The sequence below is a fragment of the Nonomuraea spiralis genome (genome assembly GCF_014648435.1).
Lineage (GTDB): Bacteria > Actinomycetota > Actinomycetes > Streptosporangiales > Streptosporangiaceae > Nonomuraea > Nonomuraea spiralis.
Window position 1 is genome coordinate 11,963 of record NZ_BMRC01000057.1, and the last position, 16,596, is coordinate 28,558.

A 16,596-nucleotide genomic window follows, 5' to 3' on the forward strand; every position below is an offset into this window, starting at 1 on the left:
CCGACCGGCGGGATCACGTGCTCCGGGCCAGGGGCTCCTTCCTGGGCTCCGTGCTGATCGCGACGTTGCCGCCGGACAGGATCGCGACCACCGGGCCCGGCGGCAGCCGCGCGTGGTGGGTGAGGTAGGCGGCCGTGGCCACCGCGCCGCTGGGTTCGGCGCGTTCGCCCAGTTCCCGCCTGAGCAGGTCGGCGGCGGCGTCGATGGCGTCCTCGGTCACGGTCACCATGTCGTCCACGTACCGGTTGATGTGCTCCCACGCCAGCGCGCCCAGCACCGGCGCGCGCAGCCCGTCGGCCCGCGTGCGGTAGGTCAGCTCCACCGGCCACGCCGTCCGCGTGCCGGACCGGAAGCTGGCCACGCCGTCGGCGGCCAGCTCGGGCTCGACGCCGATCACCCGGATCGCCGGGTCGGCGGCCTTGACCGCCACCGCGATCCCGGCGAGCAGGCCGCCGTTGCAGACGGGCACCAGGACGGCGCCCGCGTCCGGCAGGTCCGGGAGGATCTCGGCCCCGGCGCTGCCGTGCCCGGCGATGACGTCGAACGCGTCGGAGCCGACCACCGTCGCGCCGAACCGGTCGGCCAGCGCCAGGCATGCCTCCTCCCGTAGGGCGGGCGGCACGATCACCACCTCGGCGCCGAGCCGGCGCGCGGCGCGCACCTTCAGCTCCGGCGCCGTGTCCGGCAGGACGACGGTCGCCCGCAGCCCCTGTTCGGCGGCGGCGTAGGCGATGGCCTGGGCGTGGTTGCCCGACGACTGCGCGATCACGTGCCGGACGCCGTGCCCGGCCAGGCGGCCCACGGCGTTGACCGCGCCGCGCACCTTGAACGAGCGAGTGGGCTGCCGGTTCTCCGGCTTGACCCAGAGCCGTTCGCCGGGCAGCCGCAGCAGCGGCGTGCGCCGCACGTACGGCGCGATGCGGTCGCCGGCCGCCCGGATGTCGGCCGCGGTGACGAGCCCCGTACGAGCCGTGTCTTCGGCGTTCATGCGCTCAGCACCCTCTCCTGGATGGCGTCCAGGTCGGCCGCGGCCTCCGACGGCGGCGCCGCGTCCGGGACGAGGTCCTCCAGGTGATGCAGCGGCCGGTGCCGCAGCCCCAGCAGCCCCCACACCAGCAGGAACACGCCACTGGCGAGCAGCACCGCGCCCGCGCCCCCACCGGGCCCGCCGGCGAACCCGCCGGCCCAGTCCGCCAGCGGCCCGGCGGCGAGGAAGCCGATCGGCTGCATGGCGGTGGCGATCATGATGTTCACCGCGAGCACCCGCCCCTGCAACTCCGGCCCCACCTTCACCTGGATGATCGACAGCCAGTGCGCGTTGCCGATGCTCATGCACGCCAGCCGGACGAACAACCCGGCCGCGACCAGCCACACGACCGGCCACACGCCCATCAGCACCACGCCGACCCCGGAGCCGATCACGAAACCGATCATCCCGGTGGCCCGCCGCCTGGTGCCGCCCCACACCAGCACCACGCCGGTGCCCACGGCCGCGCCGACACCGCCGACGGCGGTCACCAGACCCAGGTCCGCCGAGGTGCCGATGGCCAGGACGACCGGGGTGACGAGCACCCACATCAGCGCGGTGCAGAAGTTCACCACGGCGAAGTAGAGCGCCATCACCAGCAGCGGACGCCGCCTGCGCAGGAACCGCCACCCGCCGGTGAGCGCCGCCGTGAACGTCTCCTCACGCCGGTGGAACAGCCGGTCGGGGAAGCGCACCAGCAGCAGCGTCAGCACGCCGACCGCGAACGTGGCCACGTCCACGGCCACCACCGCCGACAACCCGAACAGGCCGATCAGCGCGCCGCCCGCGAGCGGCGCGATCACGTTGCCCGCGCCGAAGCCCACGTTCGCCAGCGCGTTGGCCTGCGGCAGGTACGGTTTCGGCACCAGTTGCGCGATCGCCGCCAGCCACGCGGGCTGCTGGAACGCCGACACGACCGAGGTCACGCCCACGATGAGGCAGACGTTCCAGAACTCCAGCCGCCCGGTGGTCAGCAGCAGCACCAGCGCCACCATGGCCAGCCCGGACAGCGCGTCGCAGGCCAGCATGATCCTGCGCCGGTCCACCCGGTCGGCCAGCGCGCCGCCCAGCGGGGTGAGCAGCACGGCCGGGATCTGCGCCAGCATCGTGACCAGCGCCAGATCCAGGATCTCGCCGCTGCGCTGGTAGGCCCACACGCCGAGCGCGAACGAGCTCAGCGCCGTGCCCAGCGCCGAGACGATCTGGCCGCTCGCGACCGTGTAGAAGGGCCGCAACCTGGTGGCTTCGGGCGGGCGTACCGGGTCGGGCAGCGTTCCGGCCGCCCAGCGGGTCAGGTGCGCCAGCACCAGCGCGGCCAGCGGCTCGGCCTGGTGGCGCAGGAAGTAGTGACCGGCCCTCGGCAGCACGGCCCGCTCCACCCGCGGCGCGAACGCCGCCCACTCGGTGTAGCGCTCCTCGTGCAGCTCGGTGGCGCGGTCGCGTTCGCCGACCAGGCTCAGGATCGGGGCGCGCAGCGGCGTCCCCTCGCCGGCCAGCTCGTGGCCGAACCACTCCTGCGCCTGGTCGGCGTCGTGCCGCATGGCGCGTACGGCGGTGCGCTTGGCGGCCTCGTCCATGTCGTCGAGCAGCCCGCCGGAGGCACGCAGCGCGTCGCGGAACATCCGGTCCGACACCCAGCGGTCGCCGCCGAACAGCCGCCTGACCAGCCCGGGAAGCCGGGCCGCCGGGAAGCTCGCGGCGGCGATCACGCCCAGCACGGGAACGCCGTCCGCCTCCAGCCGGCGCGCCAGCGCGACGGCGGGCGCGCAGCCCACGCAGTGGCCGTAGATCGCGACCGGGCCCGACGCGGTCGCCGCCACCTCGGCGGCCAGCACGTCCACCAGCTCCTCCAACGGCAGCGGCAACTCGTCCGGGCGGGCGGGGTCGTGGCCGGGCAACTCGGCCGACAACACCTCCACCCGGTCGCCCAGCGCCTGGGCCAGCGGCTGGTAGACCGCCGCCGACCCGCCGCCGTACGGCACGCACACCAGCGTGAACTCGGCGGTCCGGCCGCCGCCGAGGCGGTGCAGCAGCCCGCCGGTGTCCTCGCGGCCCAGGAACGCGGCCAGCTCGGCCACGGCGGGCCGGGTGAACAGGTCGATCACCCGCAGCCCGCGGCCGATCTCCTTGACCGCGCGCACCGCGGCGAACGAGTCGCCGCCGAGGGCGAAGAAGTCGTCGCCCGCCCCCACCCGCTGCACGCCGAGCACCCGGGCGAACGCCCCGGCGACCAGCTCCTCGTTCGGCGTCGCGGGCGGCGTGTACGCGGCCTGCTCCGCCACCGGCTCGGGCAGGGCGGCCCGGTCGATCTTCCCGTTCGGGTTGAGCGGCAGCCGGTCGAGGGCCATGACGTGCGCCGGCACCATGTAGTCGGGCAACCGCTCGCGCAGCGCCGAACGTACGGCCGCGGCCTCCACGGTCGCGGGCGTCACCCACGCGGCGAGCTGCCTGGCCTTCCCCTCGCCGACGGGCAGCACCACGGCCTCGGCGACCTGCGGCAACGCCCGCAGCGCGGTCGTGACCTCGCCCAGCTCGACGCGGTAGCCGCGTACCTTGACCTGGTCGTCCACCCGGCCGCGGAACTCGATCCGCCCGTCGGAGGTGACGCGCAGCAGGTCGCCGCTGCGGTAGCAGCGTCCCTCCCCGGTCAACGGGTCGGGGACGAACCGCTCGGCGGTCAGCTCGGGCCGGCCGATGTAGCCGCGGGTGACCCCGGGGCCGCCGACGACCAGCTCGCCGGGCACGCCGGGCGGCACCGGCCGCAGGCTCGCGTCCACCAGGTGCCCGTACACGCCGGGCAGCGGGCTGCCCAGCGGCACGATGCCGGTCCGCCGGTCGGCGGGGATCTCCTCGGTGTCGCACACCAGGCAGATCATCGTGGACTCGGTGTGGCCGTAGTGGCTCTGGATCCTGAGGCCGGGCCGGGCGGCCCTGGCCCGCTCGACCAGGTCCCACGGGCACGCCTCGCCGGCCAGGATCAGCAGCCCGCGCGGCAGCACGGCGGCCAGGTCGCCGCCCGAGGCCAGCAGCTCAAGGTGGCTCGGTACGCACTTGACGACGTCCACCTGGTGCTCGGCCAGGTATCCGGCGAACGCGGCCGGGTCCATCGCGGTCTCGCGCGGCACCAGGTGCACCGTCCCGCCCGTGGTCAGCGCGCCGAACACGCAGGTCAGGCCGAAGTCGGCGGCGGGCGTGGAGACCACCGCGAACGACCCGCCGGGCACGCCGATGCGCGGCAGCATGCCGCCCAGGTAGTTCAGGACGCCGCCGTGCTCGGCGGCCACCGCCTTGGGCGTGCCGGTGGACCCCGACGTGAAGATCACGTGGTGCAGGTGCTCGGGCCGTACGTCGACCTCCGGACGGGTGTCCGGCAGGGACGGGGGCCGGTCGAGCGTCAGCACCCGCCTGCCGTCCCCGATCAGCGGCGCGAACTCGTTCACCGTCACCACGGCCCGCACCCCGGCGGCCTCCAGCATCGCGGCGATCCGCGCCGCCGGGTACGCCGGGTCCATCGGCAGGTAGCCCCCGCCCGACTTCTGGATGCCGAACAACGCGCACGCCAGGTCCGCGCCCGGCTCCAGCAGCACGCCGACCGGCTCGTCGGCCCCCACCCCGGCCGCCAGCAGCCAGTGCGCGATCCGGTTCGCGGCCGACTCCAGCTCCACGTACGTGAGTGCGCGGTCGGCGCCCACCACGGCCGGCGCGCCGGGAGTCTCGTCCACCCAGCGCTCGATCAGGTGGTGCACCGCCCCCGCGGGCGGCTCGGGCGGCGGCCCGCCGTCCACGGCCGGGCCGGTCACCGGCTCCAGCGGCACCGCGCCCACCGGCGCGTCCAGGTCGGCCAGCAGCCCGTCCAGCAGGGCCGCGTACCAGCGGGTCAGCTTGGCCGCGGTGCCCGGCTCGAACAGGTCGGTCCGGTAGGCGAGCCCGCCGCGCAGCGGCGCGCCCGGCCCGTCGTCCACGACGTGCCAGCTCAGGTCGAACTTGGTGGTCAGCTCCGGCAGATGGATCTCGGACGCCTCCAGACCGGGCAACCCCGGCCCGGCCCCGCCGGGGATGTAGTTGAGCATCACCTGGAACAACGGCGTGGCCGCCAGGTTCCGCTCCGGCCGCAGCCGGTCCACCACCCGGTCGAACGGCGTGCCCGCGTGCGCGAGCGCGCCCAGCGCGGACTCCCGCGCGCGGGCCAGCAGGTCGCGCCCGGTCGGGTCGCCGCCCACGTCGGTCCGTACGACCACGGTGTTGAGGAAGCAGCCCACCACGCCTTCGGTGTCCGGATGGTCGCGACCGGAGACCGGCACGCCGACCGCGACGTCCGCGCTCGCCGACAGCCGGGCCAGCAGCGCCTGCAACCCGGCCAGCAACACGATGAACGGCGTGGACCGGTAGGCGGCGGCCACCGCCCTGACCCGTTCGCTCAGCCCGGCCGGCAGCTCCAGGTCGAGCGCGGCCCCGCCCGGGTCGGGCACCGCGGGACGCGGCCGGTCGGTGGGCAGGTCGAGCACCGGCGGCAGGCCGTCCAGGTGCCCGGCCCACCAGTCCAGGTCGGCCGGGTCGGGGACCGGCGACACCTCGGCGTACTGCGCCGGGGGCGGGTCGAGCGGGGGACGCAGGCCGAGGCGGGCGGCGTACAGGGCGGACAGGTCCGACAGCAGCAGCCCGCGCGTCCAGGCGTCGGTGGCGATGTGGTGGAAGGTGAGGGAGAGCACGTGCTCGTCATCGGCCCCAGGCTCGCCGACGGTGAGCAGCACCGCCCGCATCGGCGGCTCGCGGTCCAGCGCGAACGGCGTCGCCAGGTGCGCGGCCAGCACGTCCTCGACCTCAGGCCGGGCCACGCGCGCGGTGGACACGGGCACCTCGGCGGCGTCCCGTACCACGATCACCGGCTCGGGGCCGGAGTCGTCGACCACGCCGCGCAGCACGTGGTGCCGTTCGGCCAGGTCGCGTACCGCGCCCAGCAGCGCGTCCGCCCGCAGCGGGCCGCGCAGCCGCAACGCCACCGGCACGTTGTAGGCGCTGCTGTCCGGTTCGAGCTGGGCCAGGAACCACAGCCTGGCCTGCACCCCGGACAGCGGCACCGGCCCGTCCACCGGCGCGCGCCGCACACGCGCGGCGGCGGCCGGACGGGGGAGCGCGGCGGCCAGGTCGGCCAGCACCGGGTGCTCGAACAGCAGCCGGACCGGCACCGCCGCGCCCAGCCGCTCCCGCAGCCGCCCGGCCACCCGGGTCGCCGCGAACGAGTGCCCGCCGAGGGCGAAGAAGTCGTCGTCCGCCCACACCTCCGCGAGCCCGAGCACGTCGGCCCAGACCTCGCCCACCAGGCGCTCCCCGGAGGTGCCCAGCGGCACCCGTACGGCGGGCCCGGCATCGGGCACGGGCAGCGCCGCCCGGTCCACCTTGCCGTTCGGGGTGAGCGGCAACGCCTCCAGCACGCCGATCGCGGCCGGCACCATGTAGTCGGGCAGCCGCTCGCGCAACGCCGCCCGCACCTGCGCCACGTCCACCGTGGCAGGCGTCACCCAGGCGGCCAGCCGCCGCTCCAGGCCGTCGCCGACCGGCTGCACGTACGCCTCCGCGACCTGCGGCAGGGCGCGTAACGCCGCGGCGACCTCGCCCAGCTCGACGCGGAAGCCGCGCACCTTCACCTGGTCGTCGATCCGCCCCAGGAACTCGATCAGCCCGTCCCCGGTCATCCGGACCCGGTCGCCGGTGCGGTACCGGCCGCCGGTGAAACGTTCCGCGGTGAGGTCGGGACGGCCCAGGTAGCCGCGCGCCACGCTGGGGCCGCCGATCCACAACTCGCCGGGCACGCCGGGCGGCAGCGCCCGTCCGGACGGGTCGGCCACCCGGCACACCACGTCGGCCAGCGGCCGGCCCAGCGGCGCCCGGCCCGGGCCCAGCTCGGCCAGAGCCCGGCCCGCGTCGCAGGCCAGCACCGACACCGTGGTCTCGGTGGGGCCGTAGTGGATCTGCACCTCCAGGTCCGGCCGCGCCGCCCGGACCCGCGCCACCAGGTCGGCGGGCACCGCCTCACCGGCCAGGATCAGCAGCTTCCGGGGCAGCGCGGCCGTGCCGAGGAGTTCCAGCTGGCTCGGCACCATCTTGATCGCGTCCACCGGGTGCGCCGCCAGGCGGGCGGCGAACGCGGCCGGGTCGGTGGCCGTCTCGTGGTCGATCAGGTGGAGGGTGGCGCCCGTGGTCAGCGCGCACCACACGTTCGTCATGCCCAGGTCGGCCGCGGCGGTGGAGACCAGCGCGAACGAGCCCATCCCCGCGGGGACGACCTCGGCCACCGCGCCGAGGTAGTGCGTGATGTGCCGGTGCTCTACCGCGACGCCCTTCGGCCGCCCGGTCGAGCCCGACGTGTAGATCACGTACGCCAGATGCTCCGGCCGTACGGCCACGCCGGGACGTTCGCCGGACGCCTCCGCCGCGCCGGCGAGCTCGGCCTCCGTGAGCACGAACCGCGCCCCGGCGTCGGCCACCACGGCCCGGTTGCGCCGCTCCGGGTAGACCGGGTCGAGCGGCAGGTAGGCCGCGCCCGCCTTGAGCACGCCGAGCATGGCGACCACCAGCTCGGGCCGCCGTTCCAGCAGCACGCCGACCGGCTCCTGCGGGCCTACCCCGCTGGCCAGCAGCCGATGGGCCACCTGGTTGGCGCGGCGATCCAGCTCCGCGTAGCTGAGCGAGCCGACCGCGAGCGCGTCCGGACGGGTGTCGGCCACCCGCTCGACCAGTGTGTGCAGCGGCACGTCCACGGGCAGGCCGGCGTCCCGGCCGCGCAGGTCGTCGCCGGCCGGCAGCCGTACCGGCGCGTCCGGGGTGGTGAGCAGGCCGTCCAGCAGCTCCAGGTACCAGCCGGCCAGGCGCCGTACGGTGGCCTCGTCGAACAGGTCCGTGCGGTAGCGCAACTCGCCCGAGAACCGGGTGCCGTCGTCGCCGAGCTCCAGGTTCAGGTCGAACTTGGCGGTCGGCGCGGGCGGCGTCCCGGCCACGACCTCCAGGCCCGGCAGCGACACCGGCGTACCGGTGTCGTAGACGTTGAGCATCACCTGGAACAGCGGCGTGACCGCGAGGTTCCGCTCCGGCTGCAGGCGCTCCACGACCCGCTCGAACGGCGTGCCGGCGTGCGCGAACGCGTCCAGCGCCGCCGCCCGCGCCCGCGCCAGCAGCTCCGCGCCGGTCGGGTCGCCCGAGGTGTCGCCGCGCACCACCAGCGTGTTGATGAAACAGCCGACGACCCGTTCGGCGTCGGGGTGGTGGCGGCCCGCGTGCGGCACCCCGACGGCGATGTCGTCGACGCCTGACAGGCGGCTCAGCAACGCCTGCAACCCGGCCAGGAACACCATGAACGGCGACGTCCCCGCCACCGCGCGCACCTTCGCCGACAGCGGCTCGGGCACCTCGATCGCGACCGCCGCCCCCTCCCACGTGGGCACGGACGGGCGCGGGCGGGCGAGCGGCAGGTCGAGCACCGGCGGCAGGCCCGCCAGGTGCCCGGTCCACCAGTCGAGGTCGGCGTCCGGCCGCCCGGCCTCCCACGCGGCCACGTCCGCGTACTGCAGGGCAGGGGGAGCGGGGGGCGGTTCCAGGCCGAGGCGGGCGGCGTACAGGTGGGTGAGATCGTCCAGCAGTACGCGTTCCGACCAGGCGTCGGTGGCGATGTGGTGCAGGGTGAGCGCGAGCACGCACTCCTCGTCGCCGAGCCGGAACACCGTGGCCCGCAGGGGCGGCTTGGCGTCCAGCCGGAACGGCCGCCAGGCGTGCGCGGCCAGCTCCCGTTCCAGCTCTGTCCCGTCCACGTCGACCACGGGCACCGGGACGTCGGCGACGGGCCGTACGCGTCCCTCCTCGATGACGCCGCGCAGGATCCAGTGCCGTTCGGCCAGGTCCGCCACCGCGCCGGTGAGGGCGGAGACGTCCACCGGGCCGCGCAGCCGCAGCGTCAGCGGCACGTTGTAGGCGGGCGTGTCCGGTTCCAGCTGGGCCAGGAACCACAGCCGCTCCTGCGCCGGCGACAGCGGCATGTCCGCGGCCGACGTCGCCGGGATGCCCGGGGCGGCGGCCTTCTCCTGCTGCTTCAGCGCGGCGGCGAGCCTGGACCGGACGAGCTCGGCGATCCGGTCCTCACGTACCTCGGTCATCCCTCTCCTCCTTCCATCAGATCGGCGGCCAGCAGCTCCTCCAGCGCGGTGGCGAAGTCGGCGAGCACCGGACGGTCGAACAACAACCGCACGGGCACGGCGACCAGCACCATCTCGCGGAGGCGGCCGGCCACCCTGGTCGCGGCGAACGAGGCTCCCCCCAGGGCGAAGAAGTCGTCGTCGGCCCAGATCTCGGGCCGTTCGAGCACCTCGGCCCAGACGGCGGCCACCAGGAGCTCGGCGTCGGTGGCCGGCGCGACCCGCGCCGGGGCCGGGCCGGTGTCCGGCTCGGGCAGAGCGCCGCGGTCGACCTTGCCGTTGGACAGCGTGGGCAGGGACGGCAGGGCGACCCAGCGGCGCGGCACCATGTGGCCGGGCAGCCGGGAGCGGGCGTGCCGCTCCAGCGCGGCCAGGTCCGCCGTCTCCGGCGCGACGTAGCCGACCAGGTGGGCCTGCGCGTCCGTACCGGCCACGGTCACCGCGGCTTCGGCGAGCTCGCGCAGCACGGCCTCGATCTCGCCCAGCTCGATCCGGTACCCCCGTACCTTCACCTGGTGGTCGCGGCGGCCGTGGAACTCCAGCGTCCCGTCCGGCCGCCAGCGTGCCAGGTCACCGGTGCGGTAGCACCGGCCGCCCGGAGTGAACGGGTCGGCCACGAAGGCGGTCCCCGTCAGGTCCGGCCGGCCCCGGTAGCCGCGGGCCACCCCGGCGCCGCCGAGCAGCAGCTCGCCGATCGCGCCCGGCGGCACCAGCCGCAGCCGCGCGTCGACCACGTACGCCCGCTCGCCCGGCATCGGCGACCCGATCGGCACCCGGTCGCCCTCGTGCGCGCGCACCCGGTGCAGCGTCGAGGTGACGGTGGTCTCGGTGGGCCCGTAGGCGTTCCACAACTCGCCGACGCGCAGCAGGATCTGCTCGGCCAGCGCCGGGTCCAGCGCCTCCCCGCCGGCGACGGCACGTAGCGCCGGGCCGCCCGTCCAACCGGCCGCGATCAGCATCCGGTACGCGGTCGGCACCAGGTCGATCACCGTGGCCGCGCTCGTGCTGATCAGCTCCGCCAGCGCGTGCCCGTCGGTGGCCGTGGTCCGGTCCACCACCACCGACGTGCCGCCGGCGGCCAGGACGCTCCACAACTCGGAGGCCGAGGCGTCGAAGCTCAGCGGCGCGACCGCGGGCTGCACGTCGGCCGGGCCGAGGCGGAGCGCCGAGATCATCCCGGCCACGAGGGCGGCCAGGCCGCCGTGGGTGACCTCGACCCCCTTGGGGGCGCCGGTGGAGCCGGAGGTGTAGGTGACGTACGCCAGGTCTCCGGGGCGCACCTCCGGCAGGTCCGCGCGCGGCCCCACCGCGAGCAGGTCCGCGTCGAGCGTCACCGGCCGGTCGGCGTCGGGTGTCACCGGCCGGTCGGCGTCGAGCGTCACCGGTCCGTTCGGGGCGGGTGTCAGCGGTTCGCCGGTGTCGGACGGTGGTGCTGGTTCGAGGGGGGTTTCGCCGCGGGTGAGCACCACGCGGGCGCCCGCGTCCGAAGCAAGCAGGCGCAGCCGCTCGGCCGGGTGTTCCGGGTCAAGGGGCAGGTACGCCGCCCCCGCCCGCCACACACCCAGCAGCACCGCCGGCAACATCCGGTCGCGCGGCACGTGCACGCCGACCACGTCGCCTCGCCGCACCCCGTGCTCCAGCAGCCCGGCCGCGATCCGGTCGGCGCGGTCGTTCAGCTCGAAGTGGCTCAGCGTCGCGCCGTCCGGGCCGACCACCGCCGTGCCCGCCGTGCCCGCTGTGCCTGTCGCGTGTGCCGCGAGCGCCGACGGCACCGGCCGCAGGTCGTCCGGCAGGCGCGGCCCGGCCGCGCGGGCCAGCAACGCGGCGCGTTCGTCCGGGGTGACCGGGTCGAACGCCGCGATCACCAGGTCCGGTTCGGCCAGCGCGCGCCGCAGCAACCACAGCAGCCGGTCCAGGTACGCCCCCGCCGCCTCCCGGCCGAGCAGCGCGACCGCGTACTCCAGGTGCAGTTCGGCACCGGCGGCCGTGCGGTTGACCAGCACGCTGAACTCGTGCACCGCCGCGCCCGAGCCGACCTCGGTCAGCAGTTCGAGGCAGCCGGCGCGTACCGGCACCTCGGCGTGCTGCATGGCCAGCAGCACCGGGGCGCGGGGCAGGTCGGCGGGCGGGACCTCCTGGTGGACCAGCGCCCGCGTGGTGGCCTCCCCGGCCTGCCTGACCAGGTCGCGGAAGGTCGGCGCGGAGTCCGGACGCAGCCGCGCCGGCACCGTGTCGATCAGCGGACCGACGACCCGGGCCAGCTCCGGCCTGGCGCGCCGCGCCGCGACCACGCCGACCAGCGTGTCCGGCTCCCCGGCGGCCAGGGCGAGCGCGGCCAGGTACACCGCGAACGGAGTCGTGCCGCACGCGCGGGCCAGCGCGGCCACGGCGTCCGTGAACTCCTCCGGCAGCGGCCTGATCACCCGGCACGTCGTCAGGTCGCCGGGCGGCGGCCCCGCCACCGGCGCCCCCGCCAGCTCGCCGCGCCAGAACTCCCGCAGCCGTTCGAGGTCGGGCCGGTCCTCCTGCTCGCGCACCGCCACGTCGCCGAGCTGCACCGCCGGCTCGGGTACGGGCTCACCCGCCAGCGCGGCGGCCAGCTCGTCCATCAGCACGCCGACCGAACCGCCGTCGAAGGCGAGGTGGTCGGTCACCAGCACCAGCTCGGCCACGTCGTCCCCGACGGGGCACAGGCTCGCGCGCAGCAGCGGAACCTCGTTCGTCACGTCGAACACGTGCTCCGCCGCGGCCCTGGCCACCTTCACCGGGTCCGCGCCCGCCGGATGCTCGACCAGGGGGACGGCGACGGGCGGGTGCACGACCGCGTACGGGACGCCGTCCTCGCCGACGGAGACCGTGCTGCGCAGGGCCTCGTGCCGGCGCAGGACCGCGTCCAGCGCCGGTTGCAGCGGCGCGTTCCCGCTCAGGCCGCGTACGCGCAGCCGGACCGACACGGTGGTGACCGGGCTGTGCGGGTGGAGCTGGCGCAACGTCCAGAGCTCGCGTTGCGCGGCGGTGAGCGGGTGGCGGGTCCGGCCGGTCCGCCGGACCGGCGCCGATCCCGGCTCACGCAGGCGCGCCGCCAGCCCGGCCGCGGTCGGCTCGATCAGGAACGCCGCCAGGGGCACGGTGTGCCCGAGCCGCCGTGACAACTCGGTCACCACCCGGGCGGCGGCCAGCGAGTGCCCGCCCAGGTCGGCGAACCGGTCGTGCACGCCCACCTCCGGCAGGCCCAGCACGTCCGCGATCACCTCGGCCACCTGGCGTTCGTCGTCCGTGCGCGGCGCGACCGGCGCCGCGCTGCCCGTACGGGCAGCGCCCAGCTTGGGCAGGGCCGCGCGGTCCACCTTGCCCGTGGGACCGATCGGCAGGTCGCCGGTGACGCCGATCCTGGCCGGAACCAGGTGGTCGGGCAGGCGGTCACGCAGCCAGTCGCGCAGCTCGGGCTCGGTCACGCCGGAGGCGGCCACGTGCGCGGCGAGGTAGGCGATGCCGTCGTCGTCGGCGTGCGCCAGGACGACGGCGCGGCGCACCGCGGGATGGCGGTCCAGCGCCGACTCGACCTCGCCCAGCTCCACCCGGTAGCCGCGGATCTTGACCTGGTCGTCGGCGCGGCCCACGTAACGCAGCTCGCCGTCCACCCATCGGACCAGGTCGCCGCTGCGGTAGACGCGGCTGCCGTCCGGCTCGGTGCCGAACGCCCGCGACTCGTGGCCCAGGTATCCGCGGGTCACGCCGGGCCCGCCGATCCACAACTCGCCCACCTCGCCGTCCGGGACCGGACTGCCGGCGGCGTCGCGCACGCTGAGCAGCGCGCCCGCCATCGCCGCGCCCAGGGGCGGGTCGCCCTGCTGGTCGCGGCCAACCTCGAACAGGGTGGAGCCGGTGGTGCACTCGGTGGGGCCGTACATGTTGAGCACGCGGCGCACGCCCGGGTTGGCGTACATGCGCGCGACCAGGGCGGCGGTCAGCCGTTCGCCGCCGGACAACACCATGCGCACGCCGTCCGGCAGCGGCTCGCGCAGCAGCACCGACAGCGCGGACGGGACGCCGAAGACCGTACGCACCTCGTCGCGGGCCGGCAGCGTCGCCAGCGCCAGCACGTTGTCCGCCATGATCACGGTCCCGCCGGCGAACAGCGGCGTGAAGATCTGCGTGATCGAGGCGTCGAAGCAGATGGAGGAGCCGGCCAGCATGCCGCTCAGCTCCTCGGCGGTGTACGCGGACGCCTCCCAGCGCACCAGGTTCAGGGTGTTGCGGTGCTCCACGACCACGCCCTTGGGGCGGCCGGTGGAGCCGGAGGTGTAGATGACGTACGCGGCGTCGCCCGGCTCGCCGGGCACCTCGGGGCCGTGCGCGGCGGGTGTCACGTCGTCGACGAGCACGGTGCCGGCGCCGGTCAGCGACGCGGTGTCGCGCCTGGTCGCGGAGGTGACCACCGCGCTCACGGCGGCGTCCTCGGCCATGAACCGTAATCGCTGGGCCGGGTAGGCCGGGTCCAGCGGCACGTAGGCCGCCCCCGCCTTCAGCACCCCGATCAGCGCGGGCACCAGCCACTCGTCGCGGTCCAGGCAGATCCCCACCAGGTCACCGCGTCCGACACCCCGCGCGGCCAGGGCCCCGGCGATCCCGTTGGCCCTGCGGTCGAGCTCGGCGTAGGTCAGCCGGGTCGTGCCCGCGACGACGGCGACGCGGTCGGGCGTCCGCCGGCACTGCGCCTCCAACGCCTCGTGGAGGCGTCCGGGCGGGTCTGTGAGAGGGCGGTTCGCGCCCGCCACATCCGTATTCATGTGTCCTCTTTCCAGCAAAGGTCAAACGTGCCCGGGTGGGCGGTCTCGAACGGATCCGCTCCCCGGGGCCGGCACACGGGCCCAGGCGAGGTCATCGCTCGGGCACGCGAGGTCGTGCGGGTGGGGGGTGTGCGCGCGGGGGACGTGCGGGGTGGGGGGTGTGCGGTGCTTCTGTTCTCCTGGGGTCAGCTGCTCCCTTCGCCGAAGATCATGGTCGTCCGCTCAACAGCATCGGCGAACCGGCTTGCCGCTGACTTGGAACCTGCCATGATCTTGCTTGCACGAGGGGTCGCGTCATCGCCCGATCGACTCGGGACGACGGAAGACGGCGAGGGAAACGGTCGGGGACGCCCCGGCGCGCAGCGTCGGCCAACGCGCGCGAACCTCCTGGACCGGCGACGGGCAGACTCCGGGCTCCGGGCCTTGGGCGAGGCGCGCGCGGACTCCTCACCACTGCCCGGGGGCTCCAGCCGCCATGATCCTCTTCGCCGGTGCCGTCCCGCAATCGGCATCCATGGCGAACTCGCCCGCCTTCCCCGCGCCCCGACCTCCACCACCCGCACGCCGCCGTCGAACGACTCACCACCACCACGCCCGAGATCAGGACACACCGGTCGCGCCCGGTCGCGACGAACTCCCCTCAGCCGCAGCCGTCCGCGACCTGGCTGATCTGGGTCGCCATGAACTCGGCCGTGGCGCCGGGGCTGGTGAACGGTGCCTCGCGTCGGTCGCCGGTCACCGGGGTGAACGGCGGAAGGCAGATGGCCGTCGACGGCACCGTCGGCGGCAGCGCGTCGGCGTCGTTCAGGATGAGCATGTCCGCCACGAACGCGGTGACTTCCCCGTCGGCATCGCGGCCTGTCCACACCGGGTAGCTGCCGTCGCCCAAGCCGCTCGAGTAGGCGATCAGATTGGTGCCGGTCTCCGGGGCGCGGAGCTCAGAGGACAAGAGGTCCATCTCGTTGTACTCATCCTCCACCTCCTCGACGAGCCTCTCGAGCTCCTCGCGGCCCGAGGCGTCGAGGAAGCAGCCCATCCCCGCGTCCACGCCGAACCCGTAGAACTGGCCGGCGCCGAGCAGCCGGACGTCCTGCCCCGGCAGCAACGCGAGCTCCCAGCTGACGGTCGGCTTGTCGAGGATCCGCACCATCACGGCCGGGGTCTCGCCCTCGCAGTCCGTGCCCTCCCAGCGCATCGAGGCGATCAGTACGGCGTAGTCGCCGGGCGGCACGGTGGCGGTGAAGGAGCGGGCGTCGTCCAGAAAGAAGGGGTCGGCCGCGATCAGCGAGCCGGTGGGCAGGTGAAGCGACCCCGCGTGCGCGGGTTCGGTGATCAGTGCGACGCGCCCGTCGCCAGAGGCCAGGCGGCTTCCGGAGGTGAAGAGCGCCTCCAAGTGCAGGGGGCGCAGCGGCAGCGGGGCCGACCAGGCGGGCGCCGTGCCCGAAGCCGGTCCGTACACCGGGTTCTGGGGCGGGACCAGGGTGATCGGGCCGCTCAGCCCGAGCATCTGCGCATCGACGTAGGCCGTCCACGCGCCGAACTCCGCCTTGGCCACCGTACGGTGCTCAACCGGGACGTTCGCCCAGGTGTGACTTGATCCGTCGAGCTCGTGCAGCTCTCGTCCTGCGCGTCCGTCCGGATCGATCGTCATGGTGAAAGACCAGCCGCGCTCCGGATGCTCCGGGTCGGCGTCTGAGGCGTGGCGCCACTCCTGGTAGCGCATCAGGTGCAGCCGTCCCGGCTCCAGTTGCCGGTATTCCAGCTCCCTGTTGCGCCGTCCGCACTCGTCGAACAGGAACAACCCGAGATGGCGGTGGCCCCAGTGGATCTGGAACAAGGCCTTCGGCTTCCCCTGGACGGACAGCAGGACGGCGTACCGCTCACCTGATGCGTCCCTGTCACGGGCCGCCGGCTCGGACATCGGAGCGACGGCGGCACGAACCTGCGGATCCCACCCCTCGCAGTACGTGACGTCAACCGCGCGGACGTGCTCCGTCGTCATGCCGTCTCCTGCCCGTGTTCAGCCGCGATCGGATGTTGCCGGGCGCACGCTAGCAACCGGCACCGACAGTGAGCGGCTCGCGGCTCGTGGGAACGCTGTCCGGGCGGTTCGCCCATCGAGTTCGCATGTCGGACCACACCAGCCCTGTGTGGAGAGCAACGCTGCGTGCTCGTCGGAAGCCCGTGGCCGACGACCTTTCGAAGGACGTGCAAGGGGCCCCTGTGTCGGCCATCCACGCCAGGGCGTCGTGGCGCGTCCACCTCTCGGCCCGTGAACCGAGCGGGCCATCGGATCGTTCCCACTCCCCGCAGTCGCGTGAGCACCAGATCGCGAGCGCGTACCGTCCCGACGGTGGGCGCGCTCATGCAGATCAGGGTCATCTTGCAGGCGCCGTTGAGGCCCGGAAGGGCGTCGATCTGTCCTGCCGGCTTGTGCGGGGTGATGTCGTCGGCCGTTGGAACGTCGCCGACGTGGCTGTTCAGATGGGCGAGCTAGATCGCTGATGTGAAATTCGGTGATCGGCTGCGAGCGTGACGAAGGGCGTCCATGGTCGGTGTGTGAAGACTGACCTAGACGCCCTTCTGATCGCACTCT

At 74.9% G+C, this 16,596-nt stretch carries 4 protein-coding genes; all 4 read right to left on the minus strand.

The window, feature by feature from the left end; translation table 11 throughout:
- Positions 1-13: 13 nt before the first annotated feature.
- The 4 genes from IEZ27_RS52205 to IEZ27_RS52220 all read right to left on the minus strand — a co-directional run bounded on the left by IEZ27_RS52205 (position 14) and on the right by IEZ27_RS52220 (position 16,002).
- Positions 14-988 carry a threonine ammonia-lyase gene (locus IEZ27_RS52205; RefSeq protein WP_189654114.1) on the minus strand — a complete coding sequence of 325 codons (975 nt, stop codon included), beginning with the start codon at positions 986-988 and terminating at the stop codon, positions 14-16.
- A complete protein-coding gene (locus IEZ27_RS52210; RefSeq protein ID WP_189654115.1) occupies positions 985-9,171 on the minus strand; it encodes a non-ribosomal peptide synthetase/MFS transporter in 8,187 nt (2,728 codons plus the stop codon). The genes IEZ27_RS52205 and IEZ27_RS52210 overlap by 4 nt, the downstream gene beginning before the upstream one ends.
- Positions 9,168-14,000, minus strand: coding sequence for a non-ribosomal peptide synthetase (locus tag IEZ27_RS52215; RefSeq protein WP_189654116.1), 4,833 nt, complete (start codon positions 13,998-14,000; stop codon positions 9,168-9,170). Before IEZ27_RS52215 ends, IEZ27_RS52210 begins: the two co-directional genes overlap by 4 nt.
- Positions 14,001-14,640: 640 nt before the next feature.
- Positions 14,641-16,002 carry a DUF4241 domain-containing protein gene (locus IEZ27_RS52220; RefSeq protein WP_189654117.1) on the minus strand — a complete coding sequence of 454 codons (1,362 nt, stop codon included), beginning with the start codon at positions 16,000-16,002 and terminating at the stop codon, positions 14,641-14,643.
- Positions 16,003-16,596: the final 594 nt, after the last annotated feature.

Excerpts from the sequence above, each read along its gene's own strand:
- IEZ27_RS52205 (WP_189654114.1), bottom strand. The coding sequence starts at position 988 with ATGAACGCCGAAGACACGGCTCGTACGGGGCTCGTCACCGCGGCCGAC.
- IEZ27_RS52210 (WP_189654115.1), bottom strand. The coding sequence starts at position 9,171 with ATGACCGAGGTACGTGAGGACCGGATCGCCGAGCTCGTCCGGTCCAGG.
- IEZ27_RS52215 (WP_189654116.1), bottom strand. The coding sequence starts at position 14,000 with ATGAATACGGATGTGGCGGGCGCGAACCGCCCTCTCACAGACCCGCCC.
- IEZ27_RS52220 (WP_189654117.1), bottom strand. The coding sequence starts at position 16,002 with ATGACGACGGAGCACGTCCGCGCGGTTGACGTCACGTACTGCGAGGGG.